The organism is Muribaculum sp. (assembly GCF_029051885.1).
Taxonomy (GTDB): Bacteria; Bacteroidota; Bacteroidia; order Bacteroidales; family Muribaculaceae; genus Muribaculum.
Map to the genome: position 1 here is coordinate 1 of NZ_JAIDKI010000027.1, position 25,623 is coordinate 25,623.

Annotated in this window: 17 protein-coding genes; 10 read left to right on the top strand and 7 right to left on the bottom strand. The window is 51.6% G+C overall.

Features of this window, described 5'->3' with window-relative positions:
- Nucleotides 1–127 precede the first annotated feature (127 nt).
- Together K2I50_RS00985 and K2I50_RS00990 are read right to left on the bottom strand one after the other, a co-directional pair.
- On the bottom strand, nt 128–2,170 hold the full coding sequence (locus tag K2I50_RS00985; RefSeq protein ID WP_301024387.1) for an HD family phosphohydrolase: 2,043 nt from the start codon (nt 2,168–2,170) through the stop codon (nt 128–130).
- Nucleotides 2,171–2,225: 55 nt separating this feature from the next.
- Nucleotides 2,226–4,493 (bottom strand): RelA/SpoT family protein, encoded by a 2,268-nt coding sequence (locus tag K2I50_RS00990; RefSeq protein WP_301024388.1) that lies wholly within the window; start codon nt 4,491–4,493, stop codon nt 2,226–2,228.
- A gap of 177 nt (nt 4,494–4,670) precedes the next feature.
- On the opposite strand from K2I50_RS00990, the gene K2I50_RS00995 reads away from it, so the two are divergent.
- Complete coding sequence (locus K2I50_RS00995) at nt 4,671–5,858, top strand: MalY/PatB family protein (RefSeq protein ID WP_301024389.1); 1,188 nt, start codon at nt 4,671–4,673, stop codon at nt 5,856–5,858.
- Nucleotides 5,859–6,328: 470 nt separating this feature from the next.
- Here K2I50_RS00995 and K2I50_RS01000 read toward each other — a convergent pair whose 3' ends face one another.
- Complete coding sequence (locus K2I50_RS01000) at nt 6,329–7,621, bottom strand: O-acetylhomoserine aminocarboxypropyltransferase/cysteine synthase family protein (RefSeq protein WP_301024390.1); 1,293 nt, start codon at nt 7,619–7,621, stop codon at nt 6,329–6,331.
- A 157-nt stretch (nt 7,622–7,778) separates the two neighbouring features.
- On the opposite strand from K2I50_RS01000, the gene K2I50_RS01005 reads away from it, so the two are divergent.
- Nucleotides 7,779–8,255 carry an Lrp/AsnC family transcriptional regulator gene (locus K2I50_RS01005; RefSeq protein WP_301024391.1) on the top strand — a complete coding sequence of 159 codons (477 nt, stop codon included), beginning with the start codon at nt 7,779–7,781 and terminating at the stop codon, nt 8,253–8,255.
- A 101-nt stretch (nt 8,256–8,356) separates the two neighbouring features.
- Nucleotides 8,357–9,589, top strand: a complete 1,233-nt coding sequence (gene recA / locus K2I50_RS01010) for a recombinase RecA (protein WP_301024392.1) — start codon at nt 8,357–8,359, stop codon at nt 9,587–9,589.
- A gap of 122 nt (nt 9,590–9,711) precedes the next feature.
- Here recA and K2I50_RS01015 read toward each other — a convergent pair whose 3' ends face one another.
- Entirely contained in the window at nt 9,712–10,080 is a 369-nt protein-coding gene (locus tag K2I50_RS01015) for a hypothetical protein (RefSeq protein WP_301024393.1), read from the bottom strand.
- Between the two features lie 139 nt (nt 10,081–10,219).
- Here K2I50_RS01015 and K2I50_RS01020 point away from each other — a divergent pair, with 139 nt between their 5' ends.
- Genes K2I50_RS01020 through K2I50_RS01035 form a run of 4 tightly spaced genes read left to right on the top strand, consistent with a single transcriptional unit; the run spans nt 10,220 to nt 13,730 of the window.
- The gene (locus K2I50_RS01020) at nt 10,220–11,734 is read left to right on the top strand and encodes a GH3 auxin-responsive promoter family protein (protein ID WP_301024394.1); all 1,515 of its coding nucleotides are present in this window, start codon (nt 10,220–10,222) and stop codon (nt 11,732–11,734) included.
- A 27-nt stretch (nt 11,735–11,761) separates the two neighbouring features.
- Nucleotides 11,762–12,391 carry an HAD family hydrolase gene (locus tag K2I50_RS01025; RefSeq protein WP_301024395.1) on the top strand — a complete coding sequence of 210 codons (630 nt, stop codon included), beginning with the start codon at nt 11,762–11,764 and terminating at the stop codon, nt 12,389–12,391.
- Nucleotides 12,392–12,429: 38 nt separating this feature from the next.
- Nucleotides 12,430–13,083, top strand: coding sequence for a uracil phosphoribosyltransferase (upp, locus tag K2I50_RS01030; protein ID WP_301024396.1), 654 nt, complete (start codon nt 12,430–12,432; stop codon nt 13,081–13,083).
- A 56-nt stretch (nt 13,084–13,139) separates the two neighbouring features.
- Nucleotides 13,140–13,730, top strand: coding sequence for a methyltransferase domain-containing protein (locus tag K2I50_RS01035; protein WP_301024397.1), 591 nt, complete (start codon nt 13,140–13,142; stop codon nt 13,728–13,730).
- A gap of 107 nt (nt 13,731–13,837) precedes the next feature.
- On the opposite strand, the gene K2I50_RS01040 is transcribed toward K2I50_RS01035, so the two are convergent.
- Both K2I50_RS01040 and gap read right to left on the bottom strand, forming a co-directional pair.
- The gene (locus tag K2I50_RS01040) at nt 13,838–19,855 is read right to left on the bottom strand and encodes a C10 family peptidase (RefSeq protein WP_301024398.1); all 6,018 of its coding nucleotides are present in this window, start codon (nt 19,853–19,855) and stop codon (nt 13,838–13,840) included.
- Nucleotides 19,856–20,260: 405 nt separating this feature from the next.
- Entirely contained in the window at nt 20,261–21,271 is a 1,011-nt protein-coding gene (gap, locus tag K2I50_RS01045; RefSeq protein ID WP_068961616.1) for a type I glyceraldehyde-3-phosphate dehydrogenase, read from the bottom strand.
- A 251-nt stretch (nt 21,272–21,522) separates the two neighbouring features.
- On the opposite strand from gap, the gene mscL reads away from it, so the two are divergent.
- The 3 genes from mscL (at nt 21,523) to K2I50_RS01060 (ending at nt 24,413) form a co-directional block, all read left to right on the top strand.
- A complete protein-coding gene (mscL, locus tag K2I50_RS01050; protein WP_301024399.1) occupies nt 21,523–21,981 on the top strand; it encodes a large-conductance mechanosensitive channel protein MscL in 459 nt (152 codons plus the stop codon).
- Nucleotides 21,982–22,003: 22 nt separating this feature from the next.
- Nucleotides 22,004–23,212 (top strand): saccharopine dehydrogenase family protein, encoded by a 1,209-nt coding sequence (locus K2I50_RS01055; RefSeq protein ID WP_301024400.1) that lies wholly within the window; start codon nt 22,004–22,006, stop codon nt 23,210–23,212.
- Nucleotides 23,213–23,438: 226 nt separating this feature from the next.
- Nucleotides 23,439–24,413 carry a glycosyltransferase gene (locus K2I50_RS01060; protein ID WP_301024401.1) on the top strand — a complete coding sequence of 325 codons (975 nt, stop codon included), beginning with the start codon at nt 23,439–23,441 and terminating at the stop codon, nt 24,411–24,413.
- Between the two features lie 35 nt (nt 24,414–24,448).
- On the opposite strand, the gene K2I50_RS01065 is transcribed toward K2I50_RS01060, so the two are convergent.
- Entirely contained in the window at nt 24,449–25,525 is a 1,077-nt protein-coding gene (locus K2I50_RS01065; RefSeq protein WP_301024402.1) for a glycosyltransferase family 4 protein, read from the bottom strand.
- Between the last annotated feature and the right edge of the window lie 98 nt (nt 25,526–25,623).

Here is a 25,623-nt window from a genome sequence, read left to right on the forward strand (position 1 = left end):
TTGCTCCCTCACTGCGCGAACACATCTGCACGACGATTGACCGCCCCAGCGTTAACAAATATTGGTGAACGGGGTCTTATATGCTACAGATTTGAGAGAGAATGTCAGATGGATTTCAGACAATCTATCAGAGCTTTTTCTTAAGCTCGGGATAGCTTACTCGGGCATGGTACATAGTGCGCAGGCGCTCCACGAAAGCCTGCTTGATGATATTGACATCGCGAAACGAAATTGGCGATTCATCGTGCAGCCCGTCGGCTATCTGCCCGTCGATAATGCGGTTGACAAGCTGGGTGATTGATTCTACCGAATGTTCCTTGAGCGACCGCGATGCAGCCTCTACGGCATCGGCCATCATAAGTATTGATGTCTCGCGCGACTGCGGATTAGGTCCGGGATAAGTGAACGGCGCAGGATCTACCTCTTCGCCCTGATGGGAATTGACATAGGTATTGTAGAAATATTTGGCCTTGCCGCGTCCGTGGTGCTGGCTTATAAAGTCGCGTACAACCTGTGGCAGTTTGGCCTTGTCGGCACGCTTCAGACCGTCGGTGACATGCCCTATGACTATGCGGGCGCTCTGTAACGGATTGAGCGCGTCGTGGGGATTGACTCCGTGCTGGTTCTCGGTAAAGAATGCAGGATTGTCAATCTTGCCGATATCATGATAAAGGGCTCCGGTACGCACGAGCTGTACATTGGCTCCGAGGCGGTGGGCAGCTTCCGAGGCAAGATTGCTCACCTGCATGGAGTGCTGGAATGTGCCGGGACACTCCTGTGACAGCTCACGCAACAGGGGGTTGTTGACGTCGGAAAGCTCTACAAGAGTAACCGTAGAGGTAAATCCGAATGCTTTCTCAAGCACAAACACGAGCACATACGTAAACGATATCAGCACGGCATTTATACCGAATGCACCAAACATTCGTGTATTTATTTTGTCGATGGTGCCGGCCTGCATCACCTCTGCTCCGACATAGGCCAGACAGTAGGCGAGAAATATCACAAGAGCCGAACGTACAAGCTGCGAACGCCTGGTGAGTTCCTTGAGCGAACATATCGCCGCAATGCCCGCAATCAGCTGCACATATATGAACTCCAGCGGGAAGGCGCTGACCAGCGTACACAGCATTATCTCAGTAATATATACAAAGAATGCCGTACGCCCGTCGAAGAACACCACCATGAGTATGGCCACAATCGTAAACGGCACCATGTAAAGTCCGCATGTAAGAGCATCGCCCATCAGATAGGCCATGAGCAGGAATCCCACCACGAGAGTCATAATGAACACCATGGCGCGATTGTCGGCAAAGGTGCGGTGGCGGAAGTATATCAGAAAACAGTACAGAGCGGAAAATATAATCGTCACATACAGTATCTGCCCAAGTATGGGATAGTGATGTGAGTCGACCTGCGACGCAGATTTCTGACCGGCAATCTTCTCGTAGGTACGCAACAGCGAGTAGAGTTCGGGAGTCACCACATCGCCCTTGTCGATAATGCGCTCGCCCTGCTGTATCACCCCTCTCGGAGCCATAGCCCTCTGAAGAGCCTCTCCACGCAGACGGTTGGTGGCGGCGGTGTCACATATTATATTGCTTACCAGGAACTGCGACATTGCCGTACGCTCGATAGCCTTGCGGTACTCCTCACCCTGAAACATGGAGTCGATAGCGGCATAGGCGGCGCGAGCCGACAGCAGGTTGGAGGTAGGTATGGTCATTGCCGTATTGTCGTGGATGAAACGTATGGCCGGGAGTCGTCCGGAACGTATCTCCTGGTATGTCTCCTGGTCGACTATACCGTTGTCAAGCACATTGCGCAGGGCGTTGATAAGACGGTTGCGCTCAAGCGGCGACAGCCCTACGTGGGTTGCGTTGACTCTTGTGGCATAAGCGGCCTGGGCCTGCTTCTCCCGCGAGATATCACGTACATACACCGGCACAAACGACACATCTATACTGTCAAGCACCCGCTGTGCGCTGATACTGTCGAGATATATGGGCATATCCGAAGGCGCGGTAAGCAGGCTGTAGGCCCAGGGCTTTCCAAGCTCATAGTGGTAGGAGTTGCGACCCTTGCGAGGAAGCAGCCACACGGCTATTACCACTGCCGCCACAAACAGTGCGGCACGAAGAAGATTGTACGGATTGAATATACGGTTCATCGCGTAAATATCAAATTGCTAACGCATTAAGCGATTATTAATAATATGGATGAAATCATTCGAGATGGTTGACACGGGCGGCACGCTGCACACCGCGTATGTTCTTGAGCTTGGAGCAAAGGTCGGTAATTACCTTGGTATCGTGGACTCTTACGGCAAGGTCGCAATGAAACACTTCCTTCTCAGCCTCTATATCCAGCTTGCGTATGTCAATGGCAAGATGCATCGATATCATCTGTATGATTTCCTGCAGGATGCCAAACCGGTCGATACCCTCTATGCGCACTTCCGCAAGAAACAGCCCCGACTGCTCGGCCCAGCGTGTATTCAGAATACGCTTGCCGTAGCTTGCCTTGAGCACAGAGGCACGCGGGCATGACAGGGCGTGAAGCTCGACCTCGCCGTCATCGTTGACCCATCCCATCACATCGTCGCCGGGAACCGGGCTGCAGCAGTCGCACAGTTTGAAATTATGCCCGTTTTTCTCGTCATACTCCAGGACATAGGTCTCTTTCATGTTGACCTTGCGCTTTGCCGGCGACTTCTCGGCGGTGTTCTGCGATTTCTTGCCTGTGAGCGGACGCAGTATCTTCGACAGTATCGACGACGAAGCCGGACGCAATGACTTGGCCAGATAGTCGGGCAGAGTGGTCTCTCCTCGGCCAAGAGCAGTAAACAGGGCCTCGCGGTTGTCATAGCGAAGCGTGCCCAGCACCTTGGTTATTACGGCGTTGTTGTCGGTTATGGAATTGTCGGCAAGATATTTTTCATATATCTCACGTCCCTGTTCTATCACAGGGGCCAGCTCTTTGCGCATAAGCTGGCGCAGGCGCGATTTGGCTTTGGCTGTCGCCAGATAGTTGACCCAGTCGGGCTTTGGAGTCTGCGACTGCGATGTAAGCACCTCCACCTGGTCGCCCGAATGCAGGCGGTGGCTCAGAGGCACAAGTTTATGATTGACTTTTCCGGCTATACAGTGCATGCCGATTTCACTGTGGAGTTCAAATGCCACGTCGAGCACCGTAGAGTTGTTGGGGAGCGTCATCAGCTCGCCCTTGGGAGTGAACACCACAATCTCCGAAGCAAACAGATTGAGCTTAAGCGTATCAAGAAAGTCTATGGCGTTGGGCTCAGGATTGTCGAGTATATCCTTGATTGTCGACAGCCATGCGTTGAGCTCGCTCTCCTCGTCGCCCTCTCCTATCTTATACTTCCAGTGGGCGGCAAAACCGAGCTCGGCTATCTCGTCCATGCGGCGCGAACGTATCTGCACCTCTATCCAGTTGCCATCGGGTCCCATTACCGTCAGATGCAGAGCCTGGTATCCGTTGGCTTTGGGATTGCTTATCCAGTCGCGCGTACGCTCCGGGTGCAGACGGTAGATGTCGGTGATGGCCGCGTATATCTGCCAGCATATGGCCTTCTCTTTGGTTTGGTCGTCACAGTCGAAGATGATACGCATGGCATAAAGGTCGTAGACCTCCTCAAAGGGCACATGCTTCGTCTCCATCTTGCGCCATATCGAATATACCGACTTCAGACGCGCCTTTGCCTCATATTTCAGCCCCATTCCTACGAGCTTCTCCTTTATAGGTTCGGAGAAGTCGTTGTATACAGCCGAACGCCGCGACTCTGACGCCCTGATCTGACTGCTTATGCGCTCATACGCCGCCGGGTGCTCATACTTGAAACTGAGGTCCTCAAGCTCGGTCTTTATAGCGAAAAGTCCCAGACGATGGGCCAGAGGCGCATATATGTACAGTGTCTCACCGGCGATTTTGTACTGCTTGTTGGGCGACATCGAGTCAAGGGTGCGCATATTGTGCAGACGGTCGGCCATCTTTATGAGCACCACACGTATGTCCTCGCTCATGGTAAGCAGCAACTTTCTGAAATTCTCGGCCTGGGCCGAAGCCTTGTCGCCGAATATACCGCCGGAAATCTTGGTAAGCCCCGCCACAAGCTGCGCTATCTTCTTGCCGAAATGCTGCTCGATATCCTCCACAGTATACTCCGTATCTTCCACGACATCATGGAGCAGCGCCGCACATATGGATGTGGAGCCAAGGCCTATCTCCTGACTGGCTATCTTGGCCACAGCGATAGGATGAAGTATGTAAGGCTCGCCCGAACGCCGCCGGATGCCCTTGTGGGCCTCTTTGGCAAATCGGAAAGCCCGTTCTATTATCTCGACTTTCTTCCTGTGGTTGCTTGAAAGATAGCCGGCGAGCACATCTTGAAACTCGGCTTCGACCAGGCGGTCCTCCTCTTCGGGCGAGAGTTTATATCGCACGGTCGGTGATGTGGAATCGTTGGGAGTCATAACTGTAGTTGGTGGAGAGTTGGCTCTAAGGTGTTGACAGGTATTATTAAACAAGCTATTAAAAGCTCTAAATTACAAATTTAATATATTTACATAAAAGTTGGCACAAAAAAATAGTATATTTGCGCAAAATATGCTTGAAAGGCCCTCATAAGTATTGTCTAACGATTATCAGCAATGGGAAAATACGATTTCGACAGAGTTATCGACCGACACGGTTCGGGAGCGCTGAAAGTAGACGCGCTCAGTGAATTTTTCGGACGCCACGACCTCAAAGGGCTTTGGGTGGCCGATATGGACTTCGCCGTATCTCCACGCATACAGGAGGTACTCGTCGAGCGTATGCGCCATCCCATCTACGGCTATGCCGCAGTAAGCCCCGGATACTGGCAATCGATTTCCGACTGGCTATGGCACCGCCACGGATGGCAGGTGGAACGCGAAGAAATGACATACATCCCAGGAGTAGTAAGAGGGATAGCCTATGCCGTCAATTTCTTCTCGCGCCCGGGCGACAGGATTGTGATACAGCCGCCCGTATACCACCCGTTCAAGATGGTAATCGAAGGCAACTCTCGTGTTGTAGCCGAAAATCCGCTTATATTCAGCGACGGCACCTACTCCATGGACCTCGATGGCCTTGAGCGAATATTCGCCAGAGAGCACCCCTCAATGATGATTCTATGCAATCCCCACAATCCGATAGGACTGCAGTGGGACGAGGAGACACTACGCAGGGTGGCCGAACTCGCCTACAGCTACGGAGTAACTGTAGTGAGCGACGAAATCCATGGCGACCTGGTATTGCATGGCAAACCCCACTATCCATTTGCATCGGTAAGCGACAAAGCCGCCAAAGTAGCCATAACGCTTGGCGCTCCATCCAAGACATTCAACATCGCAGGCCTCGTAAGCTCATGGGTGGTGGTGAAGGATGAGAAACTGCGCCGCCCGTTCTTCTCCTGGCTTGCCGCCAACGAATTCGACTCGCCTACCTTTATCGCCACAATAGCCACAGAAGCGGCCTACAGATATGGCGAGGACTGGCTCGACGAATGTCTCGCCTACATCGAAGGCTCGATTGAAGAGACCGACCGCATTGTTACCGACACACTCCCGGGCATGACCCTCATCCGCCCCGAGGCTTCTTTTCTCGCATGGCTCGACTGCCGCGGATTAGGCCTCGACCACGACTCACTCCAGGATCTCTTTATCAACAAAGCCCATCTCGCCCTCAACGACGGCGCGATGTTCGGCTCCCAGGGAGTCGGATTCATGCGACTCAATCTCGGATCGCCGCGCTCGGTAATCCGCGAGGCCCTCGCATCACTCGCCACATCGCTCGCCGGTGTGCCCACCCGCTGACATGCCAATAATTTCCTCAATCAGGATTCCTTGAATGCAGTATATTATTGCATCGGGATAATCATTTGTCATCACAGGGAGGGTGATACATTGATTGAGTCCGTTTTCAAAATCAGGTTGTTTGCTGTATTTTTTCGTCGTTTATGTCAACTTAGTGACATTTTCACGGTTTTTATGGCGAGCGATTTGGTAAATCTGCAAAATTATGCTACATTTGCCCGTTGAAAGATGCGGATGGGACATGATTCATATCCCTGCAAAGCCTCCCCTCCAGGAGAGCGCATGATATCTTTCATCTCTGATTTAGTATATATATCCCAAATCTCCACTTTTAATAATCGTTTCGATAACTGGAAAGCGCCGGGCCTGTGAAGGTCCGGCGCTTTCGCTTCCAATTATTCAACTAAGTCATATCAAGTGAGACCATTCTTGCAGGCATGTGAATCATAGGCAGAGTCCTGCAACGCAACTCACACATTAGCAAGTGCCTGCTTCATGTCGGCAATAAGATCGTCGACATGTTCGGTGCCAATCGACAGGCGTATGGTGCCCGGATAGATTGACTGCTCGGCCATCTGCTCTTCGGTAAGCTGTGAATGGGTGGTGGTAGCCGGATGTATGACAAGGCTCTTTACATCGGCCACATTGGCAAGAAGCGAGAAAATTTCAAGCGAGTCGATAAAACGGTGGGCCTCGGCCACACCTCCATCAATCTCGAAAGTAAATATAGAGCCTGCGCCATTGGGGAAAAGCTCTTTATAGAGTTCATGGTCGGGATGCGACGGCAATGAGGGGTGGTTGACCTTCCTTACCTTAGGATGTGAGTCAAGGAAACGCACTATCTTCAGAGTATTCTCTACATGTCGTTCCACACGCAGAGAAAGGGTTTCAAGCCCCTGCAGGAGCAAGAACGCGTTGAACGGACTGATGGCGGCTCCCGTATCGCGCAGAATCACCGCACGCACGCGGGTGACAAACGCATTCTTCCCGGCAACCTGAGTAAACACCGCGCCATGGTAGCTCGGATCGGGCTGCGACAGCTGGGGGAATTTGCCCGATGCCGCCCAGTCAAACCGGCCGGAGTCGACAATCACTCCACCGAGCGATGTGCCGTGGCCGCCTATAAATTTGGTAGCGCTATGCACCACGATATCGGCTCCATGCTCGATAGGACGTATCAGGTAGGGTGTGCCAAACGTATTGTCGATTACCAGAGGCAGCCCGTGGCTGTGGGCAATATCGGCTATAGCCTTTATGTCGATGCAGTTGCAGTTGGGATTGCCGAGAGTCTCTATATACAGCGCCTTTGTCTCCGGACGTATCGCGGCCTCGAAGTTAGCGGGGTCGGAAGGGTCGACAAACGTAGTGGTTATGCCATAGACCGGAAGTGTATTGTCGAGCAGATTGTACGTGCCGCCGTAAATGGTATTGGCCGATACAATATGGTCGCCGGCCGAGGCAAGCCCGAGTATCGTATAGGTGACGGCAGCAGCACCGCTGGCAAGCGCCAGAGCGGCCGAGCCGCCTTCCAGTGCGGCGATACGCTCCTCAAGCACAGCCTGTGTAGAGTTGGTAAGACGGCCATAGATATTTCCCGGGTCCTTCAGCGCGAAGCGGTCGGCGGCATGCTGTGAGTCGCGAAACACATAGCTCGTGGTCTGATATATCGGCACCGCGCGCGCATCTGTGGCGGGATCAGGCTCCTCCTGCCCTACATGGAGCTGAAGAGTCTCAAAGTGTAGTCTGCTTTTATCAAGTGCCATATTTGATTGATGATAATATATTTTTCCGCAAAATTAGGCGATATGAAAATAAAATCGGCAATACCTTGCAATCTTTAGAACAAAACAATATATTTGCGGGCAGCATACAGAACAAACGCTCCGCAGACACCCCTGTCACGCCCAATATACAGAACAAATGTCATCCATCCCCAACGAGATGCTCGACAGCATCGACATAGACATACTGCGCGCCCTGCAGACCGACGCGCGCCTCTCGACACGGCAGCTTGCCGCGAAAGTACACCGGTCCCCCACCCCTGTGTTCGAGCGCCTGAAGAGGCTTGAGGCGCAAGGATATATCAGTAGATATGTCGCTGTGCTCGACGCTGACAAGCTCGGACACGGATTCGTGGTGTTCTGCCAGGTAAAACTGCGACATATCAACCGCGACATATCGTCGCGATTCGTGAGCCTCGTAAATTCACTCCCCGAAGTCACCGAATGCTACAATGTAAGCGGAGCCTTCGACTATCTGCTTAAAATCTACGCTCCGTCGATGGCCGACTACCGCGACTTCGTGCTCAACAAGCTCGGAGCCTTCGACCTTATCGGAGCCATCGAGTCGACATTTGTAATGTCGGAAATCAAACACGAGTACGCCATCCCGCTATGATGTCTGCATTATGTTTATTTAACTTTACTGTGCCATGTTTTTGCACACATCATTCCTTATCTTTGCAATATAATCAGAAATCAATATAAAACATCATACTTATGGCACCAACCGACAAAACCAAGAAAACCGCCGCTAAGAAGAAAGGCGAACCGACAGCCGATCCCAAGCAGGCGAAGCTCAGCGCGCTGACCGCCGCCATGGAGCGTATCGAAAAAACATATGGCCGCGGAGCCATAATGAAGCTCGGCGATGACAACATCACCGACGTCGATGTAATACCCTCAGGCTCCATAAGCCTCAACTTCGCTCTCGGCGTAGGCGGATTCCCCCGCGGACGCATTACCGAAATCTACGGTCCCGAGTCCTCCGGTAAGACCACACTTGCCCTGCACGCCATAGCCGAAGCGCAGAAAAAAGGCGGCATTGCGGCTCTGATTGATGCCGAACATGCATTCGACCGCTTCTATGCAGCCAAACTCGGAGTAGATGTCGACAATCTTCTCATATCACAGCCCGACACCGGCGAGCAGGCTCTCGAAATCGTAGAGCAGCTCATCCGCTCATCGGCCATCGACATAATTGTGGTCGACTCGGTAGCCGCCCTCACCCCTAAAGCTGAAATCGAAGGCGATATGGGCGACCGCAACGTAGGCCTTCAGGCGCGACTCATGTCGCAGGCCATGCGCAAACTTACCGGAGCCATCGCCCGTACCAACACATGCTGCATATTCATCAACCAGCTCCGTGCCGCAATCGGAGGCATGGGATTCGGTCCCGCAGAAACCACCACCGGAGGCAACGCTCTGAAATTCTATGCGTCGGTACGCATCGATATACGTCCGTCGTCGACCCTGAAGGACAAGAAGGAGCAGCCCATCGGACGCCATGCCAAGATTAAAATCGCGAAAAACAAGGTCGCGCCTCCATTCAAGCGCGCCGAGTTCGACATCATGTTCGGCGAAGGCATATCGCGTACCGGAGAAATCGTAGACCTCGGTGTGGAATACGATATCATAAAGAAGAGCGGCTCATGGTTCAGCTACAACGGCGACAAGCTCGCCCAGGGCCGCGATGCCGTAAAGCAGCTGCTTGCCGATAACCCCGAACTGTTTGAAGAACTCGAGCAGAAGATTACCGAGGCTATCAAAGGCAATCCCGAGTCGGGCACTCCCAAAAAAGCGAAACTCTCGCTGAAAAAGAAAGATGACGATGACGACGACATCGATGACAACACCGACGAAGAATCCACCGAAGAAGGACGTCAGGCCGACCTTGACCTCGACGACTTCCCCGACGAGGATTTCTCTATCGACGACGACGCCCGCGACTGACACCAATCCCCTACACACCCGATAGATTGCGGACACCTCATCTCATCGGGCACGATATAGAATCAGCGGCTTCGATCCGGCTACATATGCCGCGACGAAGCCGCTGATTCTATAGTTACTGTCTATTGGCGCCAATAGACAGTAGTATATCCGGTGCCCGTATTATACAGTTGCAGACATCCGTTTGGAGCAAACGACCAGCTGAAATTCCATACAGTACCGTCATAGAAATACACATTCAGCCATCCGCTCCCTGCACTCCAGGTGAAATCATATTCATAACCATACGCATCCTCATACACCCCGTCGCCGTCACCGTCAAATTCAAAATAGGTATCGGTCTCCGGACTGTACCATTCTCCTCTCAGAGGTGAACTGTAAGAGTCGTAGTAATTGTCGTCATCCTCGTCACACGATGTGGTACACAGAGCCACAATCACAAACATAAGGCTCATAAGCAGATGCTTATACGGGTAGAGTCGCTGTATCATAGATTATAAATATTTGTTTGCAGTAGAGCATACCTCCAACAGCCGTCCGCACCCCGCAGGATACGAATTGCCAAAGGAGTCTGTATAGATTTAACAAAATTCCACTAACTTTGTTGTTATATTAACAAAACTCGCGACAATGCACCTTACAAAAATACTCCGTCCGATATTCATGCGCCGGGCCGACGCATGGCGCCGCAACTCTGTGGAGCCTGAGAGGGTGCAGACCGCCGAGTTGATGAAACTTGTCAGAAAAGCCAGGTCGACATATATCGGCGAGACCTACGGATTTTCATCCATCGCAGGCTACGACGATTTCGCCTCCAAAGTGCCGGTCAGCGACTATACATCGTTGCGTCCGCTCGTAGAGCGCATGATTGACGGCGAGCGCGACATCCTCTGGCCCGGAGCGGTACGCAATTTCGCACAGTCGTCAGGCACTTCCGACGGTAAAAGCAAGTATATACCTATTACCCCCGACGGATTCCGGCGCAACCACTATCAGGGAGGATTCGACGTAGTGGCCCACTATCTGGCATCCAATCCCGACAGCCGGATATTCTCAGGCAAGGCATTTATCCTCGGAGGGAGCTTTGCCAACGAGCTTTCACTGAAGCCGGGAATAAAGGTCGGCGACCTGTCGGCCAACCTAATCGATAATATCAATCCGCTGGCCAACATGGTGCGTATACCATCAAAGGATATCGCTCTGATGGCCGACTGGACAAAAAAACTGCCCCGCCTCGTCGAAGCCGCGTCGAAGTGCGACATAACCAACATATCCGGGGTGCCGTCATGGTTCCTTACCGTGATAAAAGAGGTGATGAAGCAAAACGGCGCCGAGTCTATCCACCAGGTATGGCCCAACCTCGAGGTATTCTTCCACGGCGGCATATCATTCAAGCCCTACCGCCGTCAGTACGAGCACATCACCGACACGAAGAAAATGCACTATCTTGAGACGTACAATGCCTCAGAAGGCTTCTTCGCCGTACAGACCGACCCTCTGCGCCACATTATGTCGATGCTGCTCGACATTGGCGTGTTCTTCGAGTTTATACCTCTTGACCAGATTGGAGAGAAATTCCCCGATGCCGCCACGGCATGGACAGTCGAAGAAGGGAAGACCTATGCCCTCGCCATCACATCGTGCAACGGCCTGTGGCGATACGCCATAGGCGACACAGTGCGCATCGAGAGCCGCTATCCGCTCAACATCACCATTGCCGGGCGCACCAAAAGTTTCATCAACGCTTTCGGCGAGGAGCTGATGGTATACAATGCCGAAGCGGCCATATCCTCCACATGCGCGAAACTCGGATGTGCGGTATCCAACTATACGGCCGCCCCGGTATACGCCGGTGACCGTTCGCGCGGACGCCACCAGTGGCTCATCGAGTTTGCCACACCTCCGCGCTCCACCGAGGAGTTCGCTGAGACACTCGACAAAGCCCTTCAGGCCGAGAATTCCGACTATCAGGCAAAACGCGCCGGCAACCTTTTCCTCGACCCGCTCGAGATAGTCGTAGCACGACCGGGAGTGTTCGACAACTGGCTTGCAAGCTCCGGAAAGCTCGGCGGACAGCGAAAGATTCCGCGCCTGTCCAACGACCGCGCCATCATCGAGCGCATGCTCTCCCTCAACAGACAATGACATTATTTCCCATCAAAACAGACATACATGATACGCAACCTACTTTTCGACCTTGGCGGTGTGATAATGAATATCGACCGCAACCGCTGTGTAGCCGCTTTCAAAGAGCTTGGTATGAATAATATCGAGGAGTTTCTCGGCGATTATGGCCAGAAAGGTGTGTTCGGAGCCCTTGAGGAGGGGCTGATTTCACCGGAGGAATGGCGTGCCGAAGTGCGCCGCCACATCCCCCACGAAGTGACCGACAAGCAGATTGACGATGCATTCAACCATTTCCTCCTCGATATACCGCGTGAGCGCCTTCAGGCCCTGCGCGAGCTGCGCAAGAGCTACCGCCTATATCTGCTGAGCAACACGAATGCCGTGATGTGGAATTCAAAGATTGCCGAAGCATTTACCACCGAAGGACTTACCGTCAACGACTACTTCGACGGAATCACCACCTCGTTTGAGGCCAAGGTGATGAAACCCGACCACGCCATATTCCGCAAAGTCGAAGCCGACTTCGGCATAAAGCCCGAAGAGACCATTTTCTTCGACGACTCGCTCGCCAACTGCAAGAGCGCCGGAGAAATCGGATTCCACTATATCCACGTCGTCCCCGGCTCGGAGTTCCACACCCTGCTCGCCAAGCACAAAGCTGCCGGCAACCTCTGAAACCGATTCCGAGAAATCCTAAATCATCACGCCATACAATGAAAATAGTAAACTTCGCCGAATATCCCTCGGTAATCAGTCAATACATGATGGAGCTGCGCAATGTCAACATCCAGGGCGACATGCTGCGCTTCCGTCGCAATCTCGAACGCATAGGCGAAATCATGGCCTTCGAGATAAGCCGTACACTCCGCTACCGCAAGGAGACTGTAGAAACTCCGCTTGCGCCATGCAAATGCGACGTCATCGACACCCCGGTAGTGCTCGCCACCATATTCCGTGCAGGCATCCCGTTCCACCAGGGATTTCTCAACATCCTCGACACAGCTGAAAACGCATTTGTGTCGGCCTACAGGAAATACCGCGAAAAAGAAAACTTCGATGTGTTTATCGAATATCTCGCATCACCGCGCCTCGACGGAAAGACACTCATACTGGTCGACCCCATGCTGGCCACCGGAAAATCGATGGAGCTGAGCTATCACGCGCTTCTCACCAAAGGCACACCCGCTCATGTGCATATCGCCTCGGTAATTGCCTCACAGGATGCGGTAGACTATGTCAAGGAGCATTTCCCCGCCGAGCATACCACTCTGTGGGTAGGAGCCATCGACCCGGAAATCAACCCGCACAGCTACATCGTGCCCGGACTCGGCGACGCCGGCGACCTCGCCTACGGCACAAAGGACTGAACAATCGGCGCTTGGCGGAGGTTAAGTAAACATACTATCATAATCTTTCCTGCCGTATGTTTGACCCTGAATTTCACAATCTCCTGTTGCGCAAACGCGACGAGACAGTCGAGAACAATCCCCAGGCCATAAGCCAGATTGTAGACCAGCTCGACCTAAAACCCGACAACATAGTGCTCGATGCCATATCCGGCACCGGCCAGTTGCTTCCATACCTCTTCCAAAGACTCTCAGGCTCGGGATGGGTAGATGCCTACGACCTCTCATGCGGACAACTCGAGCAGGCTGCCGCCGCCTACAGCAGCAGTGCCAAAGCCCGATTCATACTCGGCGACGTGGAACACGACGCCATATTTGGCGCTTACGACGCGATTGTAGTATTTTGTATGCTGCCGTCGTTTGACGACCCTGTCGCTACCGTAAAACGCATGTATGACGCCCATCTGATGCCCGGAGGACATCTGGTGATAGGATTCCCATGCTCCAAGGAGGAGATAAACTCGCTTCACTCCGACATGGGGAAGAAGGGAGAGCCGCATTTCCTCGACTCAGCCGAGGAGCTGGCGTCGCGCCTCACCAAGGCCGGCATGACCGTGGCATACACCCGCGACGACGACTCGGCCTACATAATCACCCTCACCAAATAATCCCGACAAACTACCCCAACATAAGCGCATAAACAGATCGAGGCCCCGCCATGAAGCGGGGCCTCGATACTATTGCTATATAAAGTGTGTGTTTATCGTCTGCGGGGTTACAGCACAACCTTCTGTCCGGAGATTACGTATACGCCCTGGAGCAGACCACTTACCTCGTTGCGGCCTTCGGTGAGGCGAATCTCCTTGATAAGCATGCCGTTGACTCCATACAGATTTACTCGGAGGCCTTCGGTATCGGAGTAGATGACGAGAACGCCGTTTTCAACAGCGATACGCATTCCGCTGTCGGCATGTACACCGTCGATACCGGTAGGAACGCCGGGAGCTTCCTCGATATTGATGTCAAAGCGGTCGCCTGAAGGAGCTACTGCATATACCGAGAAGGGAGCGGCAGTCACGGTCTCTTCTACATCATCGGCCGATGTTACGAAAGCAGAGCCGTCGTCGGCAAGCATATAGGTAGTAGCAATGGGGAGTTCGCTCTTGGCGAATGTAGCCGACAGAGTGTAGAGCGCACCGTTGACACTGATATTATCGGGAGTATGGGCCACTTCGCAGGCACCGGCCTCGAAGCGTACTACACCGGGCTCGGTTTCGGCACACAGACCTGCCACGTAGGGCACATTGGCCTGGATACCTGCCATGAGGCTGAGTCCTTCGGCTGTCTCATCAGAGAGCGAGGCAACCATATAAGAACCGTTGGCACCTACCTCGTCGTCGCTGCCGGTATAGGCAGAAATCTCATCGCCGGCCACGTTGGTAACCTTGGCGGGAACGAACGGAATCACGAACGAGCTCCAGTTGCTTGCTCCGTAGGATACATCGAGAGGCATTTCCATGCTGATGGTATTACCCTCGGTCACATTGAATGTGTTGAGAGCGCGGAAGTCGTACATCGGGTCGATAGAGATGCTTCCGAGAGCCTCGTATACGCGGCCACTTTCGGCGGTGTCATCCTTGCGGACACGTACATAGTTGGCAGCAGCATCGGGCACGGCCACATTCTCATCGAGGTATACGATACAGTTGGGGTTGATGCCGGCAAACGCGTCGGCAGAGTAGCCTTCGGCACGCGCGCTGCGCGATACGCTACGCACACGGGCCACGGTAGTCTCGGCACCGGGCGATTTGAAAATCACGCTTGTAAGACCGGTACAGCCGTTGAAGGCATTTGCGCCTACCGACTTGACATCGGTAAAGTTGATTGTCTGGAGCGAGCTACATCCGCTGAAGGCATTTGCACCGATAGATGAAACGCATGAGGGCACCTCAACACCGGTAAGGTTGGTACATCCGCTGAATGTTCCGTCCTCGATATGGTCGGCAGCAGGGAGCGATACAGTAACGAGAGTCTCTTTGCCGGCCATAGCCTCGGCGGGGAGAGCGGTGGTGAGCTCAGAGAGGTCGAGTTCCTGGATAGCGGGGAGCTGGTCGATAACATCCTTCACCTTGTCGGCATCGATATCGCCGGCAAGAGCTATAGAGGTAACGTCGACTGCATCGGCAGGAGTGATGGCGTCGATATCGGCGGAGGTAAGGGTAGCGCCGTTGACAGGCACAGCCGAGATGCTTACAGCCACATTGCTTTCAGCGACGTCTACAGTATAGTAGCCTTCCTCGTCGGGAGAAACCACATTCTCGCCATTCTTGACTGAAATAGCAATCTTGGGATTATTCTCTGTAAGCGAAACCTTGAAGCGTACGGAGCTGTTTTCCTTTACGTTTTCGAGTACAGGAGCGAGAGCGTTGTAGTAGTTGAATGTCTCAAACTCTGTAGCCTCATCGCCGGCAGTCTCCTCATTGTTGCGGATATTGTCGATGGCAACCACGAGGTTGGCCGAAGCGCAGTTGAATGTAACGTCGTAGAGGTAGGCTACCTCGACAGCGTGGTTGCCGCTCTTGTCGGCATGCTTGTTGGGGTTGTAGTAGGTAATGCTTATCGAGCCGTCAGCACCAATCTTGTCGTCGCCGAGCAGCTTGCCGTTATCATATACCTTAAACTTTTGTGATGCATCATAAGCATCAACACCTTCCGGACGGTTGGCGCTCTCATTGCTTTTAGCAGCTACATAGAGCTTGCAATCCATCTGCTCGAGCTTGACATTGTCCTTGAGGAAAGATGCGATTTTGGACACATCAACAGAGGGGTCTGCGATAAAGCAGCGCGAAGGATCGAAGTCGAGAGCATATACGGGATATTCACCTACAAGGTTGAATTTGCCTGCCTCCCAGGCATTAGACCAGTTTCTTTCAAAAGCCCCGTTATCAACATGAGGAGTCTGATATGCGGTAAGATGCTCGGCAGGAACCACTACAGTCACCTTTGTATTGTCGGGAAGACCTGTTTTCAGCGCATGATACTGAGAATAATACCAGTGACCTACTTTACCATCCTCTCCGGGAACGCAAGGCAGATATATAGTCTCAAGCGATGTACAGCCTTTGAATACATCATCATTAAGACCACCGCGGGTCAGATTTTTCACCGCTCCTACATATGGAGTGGGACCTGTAGTCCAGTTGCGAAGATTGGAGGGCAATCTGATTTCTCTGAGTCGGCTGCACCCGTTGAAACAAAGGTCGTCAAACTGAGTCAGAGAAGAGGGGAGTACAATCTCTTCGATATAGCATCCTCCGAGAGCGTCATTTTTAAAAGCATTGCTCGGGAAAACATTATCAAGACTGGTTGAGGAATCCTTATCGCGGTCACGCACAAATGTAGCCTCAGAAAGGTCAAGATAGCGGATATTTGCAGCAATCCAGTAGTTATCACGGAAGAAGTTGAAGTCGTAATAATCAAGTTTACCTACAATCTTGAGTTTCTTGATATTCTTATATTTCTCGGCCATCTGATGGTTGAGCTCACCCCAGTTGGAGATACCCTCATCGCCGGAGAGATACAGATGCTCGCCCTCATTAAGTACGATTGTACCCTCGGTATATGTAACAGGAGGATATACGTTGATATTGAAGTCAATATCCTGCTTGGCGATAAACGAATATGTAAAGGCCTTGCCACCCTTGATGATGGTATCACCGTTGACAACGGCATCAATCATATGCGATGCCTGCTTGGGAGTAATCTTGAAGGTGAGGTCGCGGCCATGGACAGCGGTCGACACTACACCCGACAGATTGGCCTTAGCCTCAAGACCTTCGGGGAATGTGAAGTTGTAGACGGGAGTCTGGTTGTTGAGAGCGGGGAGCGAGGCAATTACATTTTCGTTCTTGCCATTGACAAGCACCCAGGTCTTCTTGTTGTAGGATGTGGCGAGACGAATGAGGTTGCCTTCGCGCACGGTAGCGTCGTTGACGCAGCAGTTTACAGTCATCTTCTGACCCTTGGCAGCACCTGCCGACCAGTTGGCGATGGGCGAGATGAACTCTTTGATGCGACCGTCGGCGGTAGTGAGTACCACAGCCCAGAATGCATTGTCGGTAACTGCGAACGAGTTGATGCGGATAGAGAAGGGCACACCGGGAAGCACATTGACGGCATCGGTAAACATACCTACAGTACCACCGTCGTCGGTGATGGTCCAGGGCGACTCATAGTTGCTTACGGGAGTAGGCTCCACAAGGTCGAAATGGATGATGGTGTTGCCGTTGATAGTGGTCGAGTAGTTGCCCTGAGCGTCGGGCTTGAGCAGGGTAGAGTTGGCATATACATCCATGCGGTTGTCGTTGTCGGCGATATGCTCGGCGGTGAATACAACCGTCTTGCCCTTCTCGTAGGAACCGGGCTCGACATCGCATACGTATTTTACGTCGTCATCTTCCATGACGGCAAACGAACAGTCGGTAGGAGCCACAATCGGGTCAACGATGATGTTGGCGATGTCCTTCCAGTATTCCTTGGCCTTGTAGTTGTTGACGGCAGCCTCGCTGGGGCAGTGGAGAGTCATGCGGTTGGTAGGAGTGGCATGGAACACACACCAGTTGATATAGGCGGGATTCGAATTGCCTACCCATATGTCGAGAAGACCTGACGAAGCGTTGAATACATTGTAGTCAATGGTCTTGACGCTGGCAGGGATTACCATCTTGGAGATACCGCAGGAGCGGAATGCGCCGTCGCACAGACGGTTTACAGTGTTGGGGAGCACTACCTCCTTGAGTTTCCACAGATTGCGGAAAGCATCGCGGGGCACTGCGTTGGCGGGGTCGGAGCCGTTGGCGAGAATGCGTACCGACGAGATGTCGAGTCGGGTAAGAGCCTTCATGTTGCCCTTGATGAAGGCAAAGTCGCGCGAGTCCATTGTGCCGAACAGTGTGAGCTCTTTCAGCGCGGTTGCGTCTCCGCCGGGGAGCAGCGACTCAAGCGAGCCGGCCTCAACCCAGAGGCTGCGCTTCTCTTTTACATCAGCTGCATTCTGCACGTAAACTGTAATCTCCTGGTCGGAAACCACATTGCCGATAGTATAGGTATAGTTGGCTCCGGGAGAAACGACGTATCCGTTGGCTTTTACAGTCACCATGTCGCGCTCGGGGAATTCGGGCACTACGGTAAAGTGGTAGTTCCAGCCGCGGATTACTGAATTTTCGCCGGTAAATGTCGCGCCGGTAATCGACGAGGGGTGTGTGATGGCGAAATACTGAGGAGCGGCGCCCTTGGCGGGAATCTCGTTGGTGGTGACAAGCTCACCGGCCACGGGAAGCCATGTAGTGCCGTTGTCAGCGCTTGTAGCCATGCGTATCATGTCGCCGTCGGCTACGGCCACACCGGCGGGGAGCTGGCATTTGAAGTCGGCATATCCGTAGGGATAGATTGCCATGCCCGACAGAGAGAATCCGTCGATGGCGCTCAGCAGCGACTTGAATGTGCCCTGGGCGTCGAAGAGTGCGACGGCAATCTTTCCGCTGAAGTCGTTGTAGCTTACATTCTTAAGGTTGCCGACTCTTACGGTAAATGTGGTGCCTACGGCAAGATCACCCTTAAGATCGGAACCCATACCAACCTGACGTCCGTCGGCTGTGATATGGATGGGCGACCATGAGCTGTTGTTGCCGTTGCCGGGCTTGATATTATATATGATTGTAGTCAGGTTGTTGAAGCTGTGCTGCTGGCTGACGGTAGGATTGAGGGCGGTGCTTGCATACCATCCGCCGTTGTTGTTGCCGTCGGCGCCACCCCAGCCCCAGTTGACATGAATCATGCTGGTGAGGGGATCATAGCCGTCGACTACGAATGCATGGCCTGCGGTCACATCCTGTCCGCAGTAGAGCACCGGACGTCCGGCCTTTATGTCGTTTTCCACGAGGCGGTCAAACTCAGCCTGAGTGGCGGTCTCGGAGCGTTTCTTGAATGACACTCCGGGGTCGTATCCAAAATAGTTGATAAGGGCCGCGGGCACCTTTACCTCATATGCGCTTGAGCCTGAGTAGCCAAACTGGGTGCCGATACTTGCAGCAGCATGGTACACGAGCGTAGCCACAGCGTCGGCCTCGGTCTCTGAGTAACCATAGCGATAATTGTCCATGCGCATGTTTTCCCAGTCGTATGCCACGTCGAAGTTTACACCGTTGTAGCTGCCGGTACCGCGCTCGGGATAGTTATGATATTTCATGATTGTGGCCATCGCTGTGCCTACACAGCCTACCAGCGGTCGACCGGGAATCATATTGTTGAATGGGGCTTCCTGGCTCCATTCGGGAGTCTTCAGAAGAATCTTCTCGTTGCTTCTGGCAGCACGGCGCATAACACTGCGACGTACCTCCTGAGTGGACGGTTTCTGAAGTTTTGAAGCCGCTTTGATTTCGCTCTCAAGGCCACCCATCATCCACTTCATGGCAGGGGGCACTGCTGCGGCATTGTAGTTGTTTTCAAGAGAGTAGCCAAGCACGGGAGTAGTACAGTCGTCGGCCGAGACGATAACGAATCCCTGGCCCTGGCGTGCGTTGAATACGTAGTAGAGCGGTTTTGATGCGTCACCGCATGTGTACACAAGCTCTAATGCATCTTCAGAAGCTAATTTTTCCTGACCGCTTGCGGCAAAGAAATCGGCAGCAAGCTGACGGGCATTGTCAGCAGACACCGTACCTGCGTAGGCCATAGAGGCCGTGGTCCCGGCAATCAAAGTGAAAATCAGCCTTTTAGAGAAATGTTGAAACATAACTTTTTTGTTAATTTTCGCTATTGGTTTATTATTATATAAAATATGTGAGCCTAATTTTTAGATACATTGATGTGCATTATCAACATTCTGACAATCAATCACCTACACATCCTTGTTTTATTTCGCTCACAAAGTTACATAATAAATCCTAAATAAAAAAAATATCCGGCAACATATTTCAATTCTGTGTCATATTTGTTGCATTCCGATGTACCAGGCCCTGTAACAACACCTCCCGAATCCCCCACTCCACCCCTCCCGCCGCCTGCTACGCATGCAGCTGCATACACCGTATTGACAACCGTGTCATATTCGCATCCCCACGGAAAGTACATATATAATAAAAGCGCCCGCAGGCCTGATGGCCGCGGGCGCTGATGCTTTATGATTGGGTTGGGCTGATTAGCCGTTTACCTTCTTCATGTGGGCGATGAGGTCGAGAACCTTGTTAGAGTAGCCGATCTCATTGTCGTACCAAGAGATAACCTTAACGAAGGTCGGAGTGAGCTGGATACCGGCAGCCTTGTCGAAGATAGAAGTGCGGGGGTCGCCGAGGAAGTCGCTTGAAACGACTGCATCTTCAGTGTAGCCGAGGATACCCTTGAGCTCGCCTTCGCTGGCTTCCTTCATGGCAGCGCAGATTTCGTCGTAAGTAGCGGGCTTTTCGAGGTTAACGGTGAGGTCAACTACAGATACGTCGAGAGTGGGGACACGCATAGACATACCGGTGAGCTTGCCGTTGAGTTCGGGGATTACCTTACCTACAGCCTTGGCAGCACCTGTAGAAGAGGGGATGATGTTGCCGGAAGCGGCACGGCCACCACGCCAGTCCTTCATAGAGGGACCGTCAACGGTCTTCTGAGTAGCGGTAGTAGAGTGAACGGTAGTCATGAGGCCTTCCTTAACGCCGAACTTGTCGTGGAGCACCTTGGTGATAGGAGCGAGACAGTTGGTTGTGCAAGAAGCGTTGGAAACGAACTGAGTACCCTTAACATACTTGTCGAGGTTTACACCGCATACGAACATGGGGGTATCGTCCTTTGAAGGAGCCGACATAACTACATACTTGGCACCGGCTTCGATGTGGGCCTGAGCCTTTTCCTTTGTGAGGAAGAGACCGGTTGACTCAACAACGTATTCAGCCTCAACTGCGCCCCATGCGATTTCAGCGGGGTTCTTGCAGGCAGTAACACGGATAGCCTTACCGTTTACGATAAGAAGGCTCTTTTCGAGATCGTAGTCAACAGTACCGTCGAACTTGCCGTGCATGGTGTCATACTTGAGCATGTAAGCCATGTAGTCAACGGGGAGGAGGTCGTTGATAGCAACTACCTCGATGTCGTCACGCTTTGTAGATGCACGGAACACGAAACGTCCGATACGGCCGAAGCCGTTAATACCGATTTTAGTCATAGTAATTCAATAAATTATTGGGTTATGATATTTTTATTATCTGCCTTTCGGAAAGGTACGGTATTGCCGTATGTCTTTCACTCCGCAAAAGTAATAAATATTTTTCATTCGTCACATCTATATTTTTAAAATAAAAGAAAAATTTCCTTAATGGCTCCGATTGGGGAAATTACGACAAGATTTTTGAACCTCGGAGCGCATTATTCCGTTAATTTTCGTAGTTTTGCACTAACTTTGATATTTTAGAACTTATGGGAAAATTTCTTACCGAATTCAAGGAGTTTGCCATGAAAGGCAATGTCATCGACATGGCAGTCGGTGTGATTATCGGCGGCGCTTTCGGCAAAATCGTAACATCGCTGGTCAATGATATAATAATGCCAGTTGTCGGGATAGCCACCGGCGGGGTAAACTTCAAAGACCACAAGATATTGCTCAAGGCGGCGGAGACCGCGGCCGACGGCACTGTAATCAATCCTGAGGTAATGCTTACCTGGGGAATGTTTGTACAGTCGATTGTAGATTTTCTCATCATCGCGTTCTGTATCTTCGTGGCTATCCGCTGGATGAACAAGCTCAAGAAAGCCACAATCAAGGCCAAGGAGGAAGCTCCGGCAGCGGCAGCTCCGGCCGAACCGACCAAAGAGGAACAGCTTCTGACCGAGATACGCGACCTGCTCAAGGCTCAGACCCGGGAAGACAAGAAATAACCAGAATCACCAAAACATAATCATGTCAAAAGTCATAATCATCGGCTGCGGAGGCGTAGGAACTGTCGTAGCCTACAAATGTGCACAGAATCCCGACGTATTCACCGAAATCGTGCTGGCTTCGCGCACCAAGAGCAAATGTGACGCTCTGGCCGCAAAGATAGGCGCGCCCAACATCACTACCGACCGTGTGGACGCCGACAACGTAGACGATATCGTGGCTCTTTTCGAGCGCCACAAGCCCCGTCTGGTAATCAATGTAGCCCTGCCCTATCAGGACCTCGCCATCATGGAGGCGTGTCTGAAGTGTGGCGTCAACTACCTTGACACCGCCAACTACGAGCCCAAGGATGTGGCCCACTTTGAGTATTCATGGCAGTGGGCCTACCGCGAACGTTTCGAGAAGGCCGGACTGACCGCCATACTCGGCTGCGGATTTGACCCGGGCGTATCGGGTGTGTTCACCGCATATGCTGCCAAACACCACTTCTCGGAGATGGAGTATCTCGACATCGTAGACTGCAATGCCGGTGACCATGGCAAGGCTTTCGCCACCAACTTCAACCCGGAAATAAACATCCGCGAAATCACTCAGAACGGCCGCTACTACGAGGCCGGCGAGTGGAAGGTGACCAAGCCGCTGGAAATCCACGCACCGCTCACATATCCCAACATCGGCGCCCGCGACTCCTACCTGCTCTACCACGAGGAGCTCGAGAGCCTGGTACTGAACTTCCCCACTATCAAGCGCGCGCGCTTCTGGATGACTTTCGGACAGGAATATCTTACCCACCTGCGCGTAATCCAGAACATAGGCATGGCCCGCATCGACGAGGTGGAATACAACGGCACAAAGATAATACCGCTGCAGTTCCTGAAAGCCGTGCTCCCCAATCCGCAGGACCTCGGCGAGAACTACCACGGCGAGACCTCAATCGGATGCCGCATATCGGGCAAGGACAAGGAGGGTAAACCCCTTACCTACTATATCTACAACAACTGTAGCCACGAGGCCGCATTCCGCGAAACCGGCATGCAGGCCGTAAGCTATACCACCGGCGTGCCTGCCATGGCCGGCGCCATGATGTTCCTCACAGGCAAGTGGGAAAAGCCCGGCGTACACAACGTAGAGGAGTTTGATCCCGATCCGTTCCTGGCCGTAATCGCCGCCCAGGGTCTCCCCTGGCACGAAGTGCTCAACGGCGACCTCGAAGTAGACAAAATCGGCTGACAAAAGCCCCTACATCCAATAACACATTGAGCCTGCCGCCCGGCAACAGACACACCGGGCGCAGGCTTTTTACAGTTTTAGAGAATGTTTTGAATTTAACTTTATGAAATCTTTAGAGGTCTTTCCGGACTGAATGAAAGATTGAAACATTCTCGGAAATTCTCTCTAAATCTTAACATAAGCCAAATCCAAAACATTCTCTTAAACCTGCTTTTATAGCCGCAATATGGAATATTTTCTCATCGACCAGCCCGGCGAAACATATTATCCGCGTCCGGAAGGGAGCATTCTAATCAATTCACCGGCTGCGTCCCGAAAGGCCCTTATGTGGATAAAAGGCGCATGGCATGCGGTAAACACGACAACCAAGGACGATATATTGCTATGCTACCTCGACATACAGGCAGTAATATGCTGGTGGATTGCGCTACTCACATGCCGCAAGCGCAATATCGTTGCCATAAATATACTTCTTAAAGACAAGCCGACTCTGAAAAACAGAGTTGCGTCGTGGCTTTACAAGCGGGCCCTTTCCTCCAAAAGATTCCATGCGACAGTGACCTCTCCGGAATATGGTAAATGGCTTAACCGCAAATTCCGACGCGACTTCAGCTACTATCACCTCCCCGACCTGTATGTATATGATGACCTTGCCGATATCGCTGCCACGACTCCTGTGGAGCCCGACACCGTATTCTGCGGAGGCAAAAACGGACGTGACTGGCAGATGATGGCTGATATAGCCAAGGCAATGCCCGAAATGAGATTCAAACTGATAATGCCGGGGGAGGTGTGGAACGCAATCGGCGCCTCACTCCCTCAAAATGTAACCTGCCGGCATGACATTCCGGTCGATGAATTCCTCAATGAGATGGCCTCATCCGAAGTCGTATGCCTGCCTCTCGACACTGAAGCTCCGGCCGGCCTGATAGTGCTGTTTCAAGCCGCCGCAATGAACAAACCAATCGTAACGACCGACACAGTGACCACCAGAGGATATATAAACGACGAAATATCCAATGCCAGACTTATAGCCAGTAATGACCCACTAAAATGGGCCGACAGCATACGCCTAACTAGTAATATCGCCTCACAACAACATAGCTTGCGGAAATACCTTAGGAATAACTGTTCCTCCGTCTCTTTTGTCAATCATCTTTCGAATATCATCAGTGACATTTTGAGAAATAAGAACAGATGACATTCAAATCTCATAATAAAAACAATACACGAGACTCACATACCAATTTCATATAGTCTACAATAATCTTCAATCAGTTGTTTTTCTGAATAATACTTTTCATATGCTCCATCATCCACATAAGGAGCCATGTAAGCAGATTCTATTGCATTGACAAGGGAATTTACATTGCCACGTTCAAAATAGAATGTATTATCTGAGGGATATTGCATAAAAAAATCCAAATCAGAACAAACTACCTTTTTCTTAAAATAATAAGCCAATGATAAAACTCCGGACATTGTTGCAGAGCGATAAGGATAAACGACAATACCGGCATTCAAGAATAACTCCTGAACTTCATCATCTTCAATAAAGCGATTGATTCTTATAATAGAATCATTCTTCTTTGAAGACAATCCCAAGCCACATCCGGCAATAATCAATTTATGTTCTCCTGCACTACGCACGTCTTTCCATGCCGACTCAAGCAAATCCGTACCTTTGTATAAATCAACACTCCCAAAAAATAATATATAATTTTTTTCACCCGCTATCTCCTTGGGGACTTTTTTACCAGATCTGATGGCATCAGTAATTAACGAAGGAAATGCGGTAAATCCGATTGACATTCCCAACCCTTTCAGGTATTCAAACTGAAATTTAGACGATGTAGTCAACACTTTAGCCTTATCTTTCATCCGCGCATTCCCCCATTGGATGTAGCGATCAAACAGATTCCCTTTTAGTCCTTTACGTTCATGAGGAAAAAGGTCATGCACAGTGTAATAAAACGGGAAGTCAAGTATTCCTGCCATACATGTAAAAGCCATAGAAAAATCTCCGGTAATGAAATGTACGACGTCAGGGGTATATTCTTTAATCTCCTCCTTTATGGCCTTTATTATGCTTCGAGGATATATCTTATATAATGCCTTTTTCACAGTATTTGATGGATATTCAACACTCCTCAAAATATCATGAGATATAAGATTAGTGAACGTTTGCTTGCCCCTATTGACGGCAAGCAGACGTACATCAAAATCTGCGCAAGAATCAAGAGCAGCTATGATTGTCGCAACAAACGGTCGCATACCGGGAGCTGGCTCTGTGGCAATGAATAAGACTTTCATCAAAGTTAAACAAATAATTTAAAATAACATTTCTTTAGAAATTCTTTCACCTTTGAATCCTCAGGCTTCTCTATAGGAACACTATTGCGAAACTCCTC

What these genes read in the sequence shown, in the direction of transcription:
- upp (WP_301024396.1), top strand. Translation starts at nt 12,430, where the DNA reads ATGAAAATAGTAAACTTCGCCGAATATCCCTCGGTAATCAGTCAATAC.
- K2I50_RS01040 (WP_301024398.1), bottom strand. Translation starts at nt 19,855, where the DNA reads ATGTTTCAACATTTCTCTAAAAGGCTGATTTTCACTTTGATTGCCGGG.
- K2I50_RS00990 (WP_301024388.1), bottom strand. Translation starts at nt 4,493, where the DNA reads ATGACTCCCAACGATTCCACATCACCGACCGTGCGATATAAACTCTCG.
- K2I50_RS01000 (WP_301024390.1), bottom strand. Translation starts at nt 7,621, where the DNA reads ATGGCACTTGATAAAAGCAGACTACACTTTGAGACTCTTCAGCTCCAT.
- K2I50_RS01035 (WP_301024397.1), top strand. Translation starts at nt 13,140, where the DNA reads ATGTTTGACCCTGAATTTCACAATCTCCTGTTGCGCAAACGCGACGAG.
- K2I50_RS01065 (WP_301024402.1), bottom strand. Translation starts at nt 25,525, where the DNA reads ATGAAAGTCTTATTCATTGCCACAGAGCCAGCTCCCGGTATGCGACCG.
- mscL (WP_301024399.1), top strand. Translation starts at nt 21,523, where the DNA reads ATGGGAAAATTTCTTACCGAATTCAAGGAGTTTGCCATGAAAGGCAAT.
- K2I50_RS01025 (WP_301024395.1), top strand. Translation starts at nt 11,762, where the DNA reads ATGATACGCAACCTACTTTTCGACCTTGGCGGTGTGATAATGAATATC.
- K2I50_RS00995 (WP_301024389.1), top strand. Translation starts at nt 4,671, where the DNA reads ATGGGAAAATACGATTTCGACAGAGTTATCGACCGACACGGTTCGGGA.
- K2I50_RS01020 (WP_301024394.1), top strand. Translation starts at nt 10,220, where the DNA reads ATGCACCTTACAAAAATACTCCGTCCGATATTCATGCGCCGGGCCGAC.
- K2I50_RS01005 (WP_301024391.1), top strand. Translation starts at nt 7,779, where the DNA reads ATGTCATCCATCCCCAACGAGATGCTCGACAGCATCGACATAGACATA.
- gap (WP_068961616.1), bottom strand. Translation starts at nt 21,271, where the DNA reads ATGACTAAAATCGGTATTAACGGCTTCGGCCGTATCGGACGTTTCGTG.
- K2I50_RS01060 (WP_301024401.1), top strand. Translation starts at nt 23,439, where the DNA reads ATGGAATATTTTCTCATCGACCAGCCCGGCGAAACATATTATCCGCGT.
- recA (WP_301024392.1), top strand. Translation starts at nt 8,357, where the DNA reads ATGGCACCAACCGACAAAACCAAGAAAACCGCCGCTAAGAAGAAAGGC.
- K2I50_RS01055 (WP_301024400.1), top strand. Translation starts at nt 22,004, where the DNA reads ATGTCAAAAGTCATAATCATCGGCTGCGGAGGCGTAGGAACTGTCGTA.
- K2I50_RS00985 (WP_301024387.1), bottom strand. Translation starts at nt 2,170, where the DNA reads ATGAACCGTATATTCAATCCGTACAATCTTCTTCGTGCCGCACTGTTT.
- K2I50_RS01015 (WP_301024393.1), bottom strand. Translation starts at nt 10,080, where the DNA reads ATGATACAGCGACTCTACCCGTATAAGCATCTGCTTATGAGCCTTATG.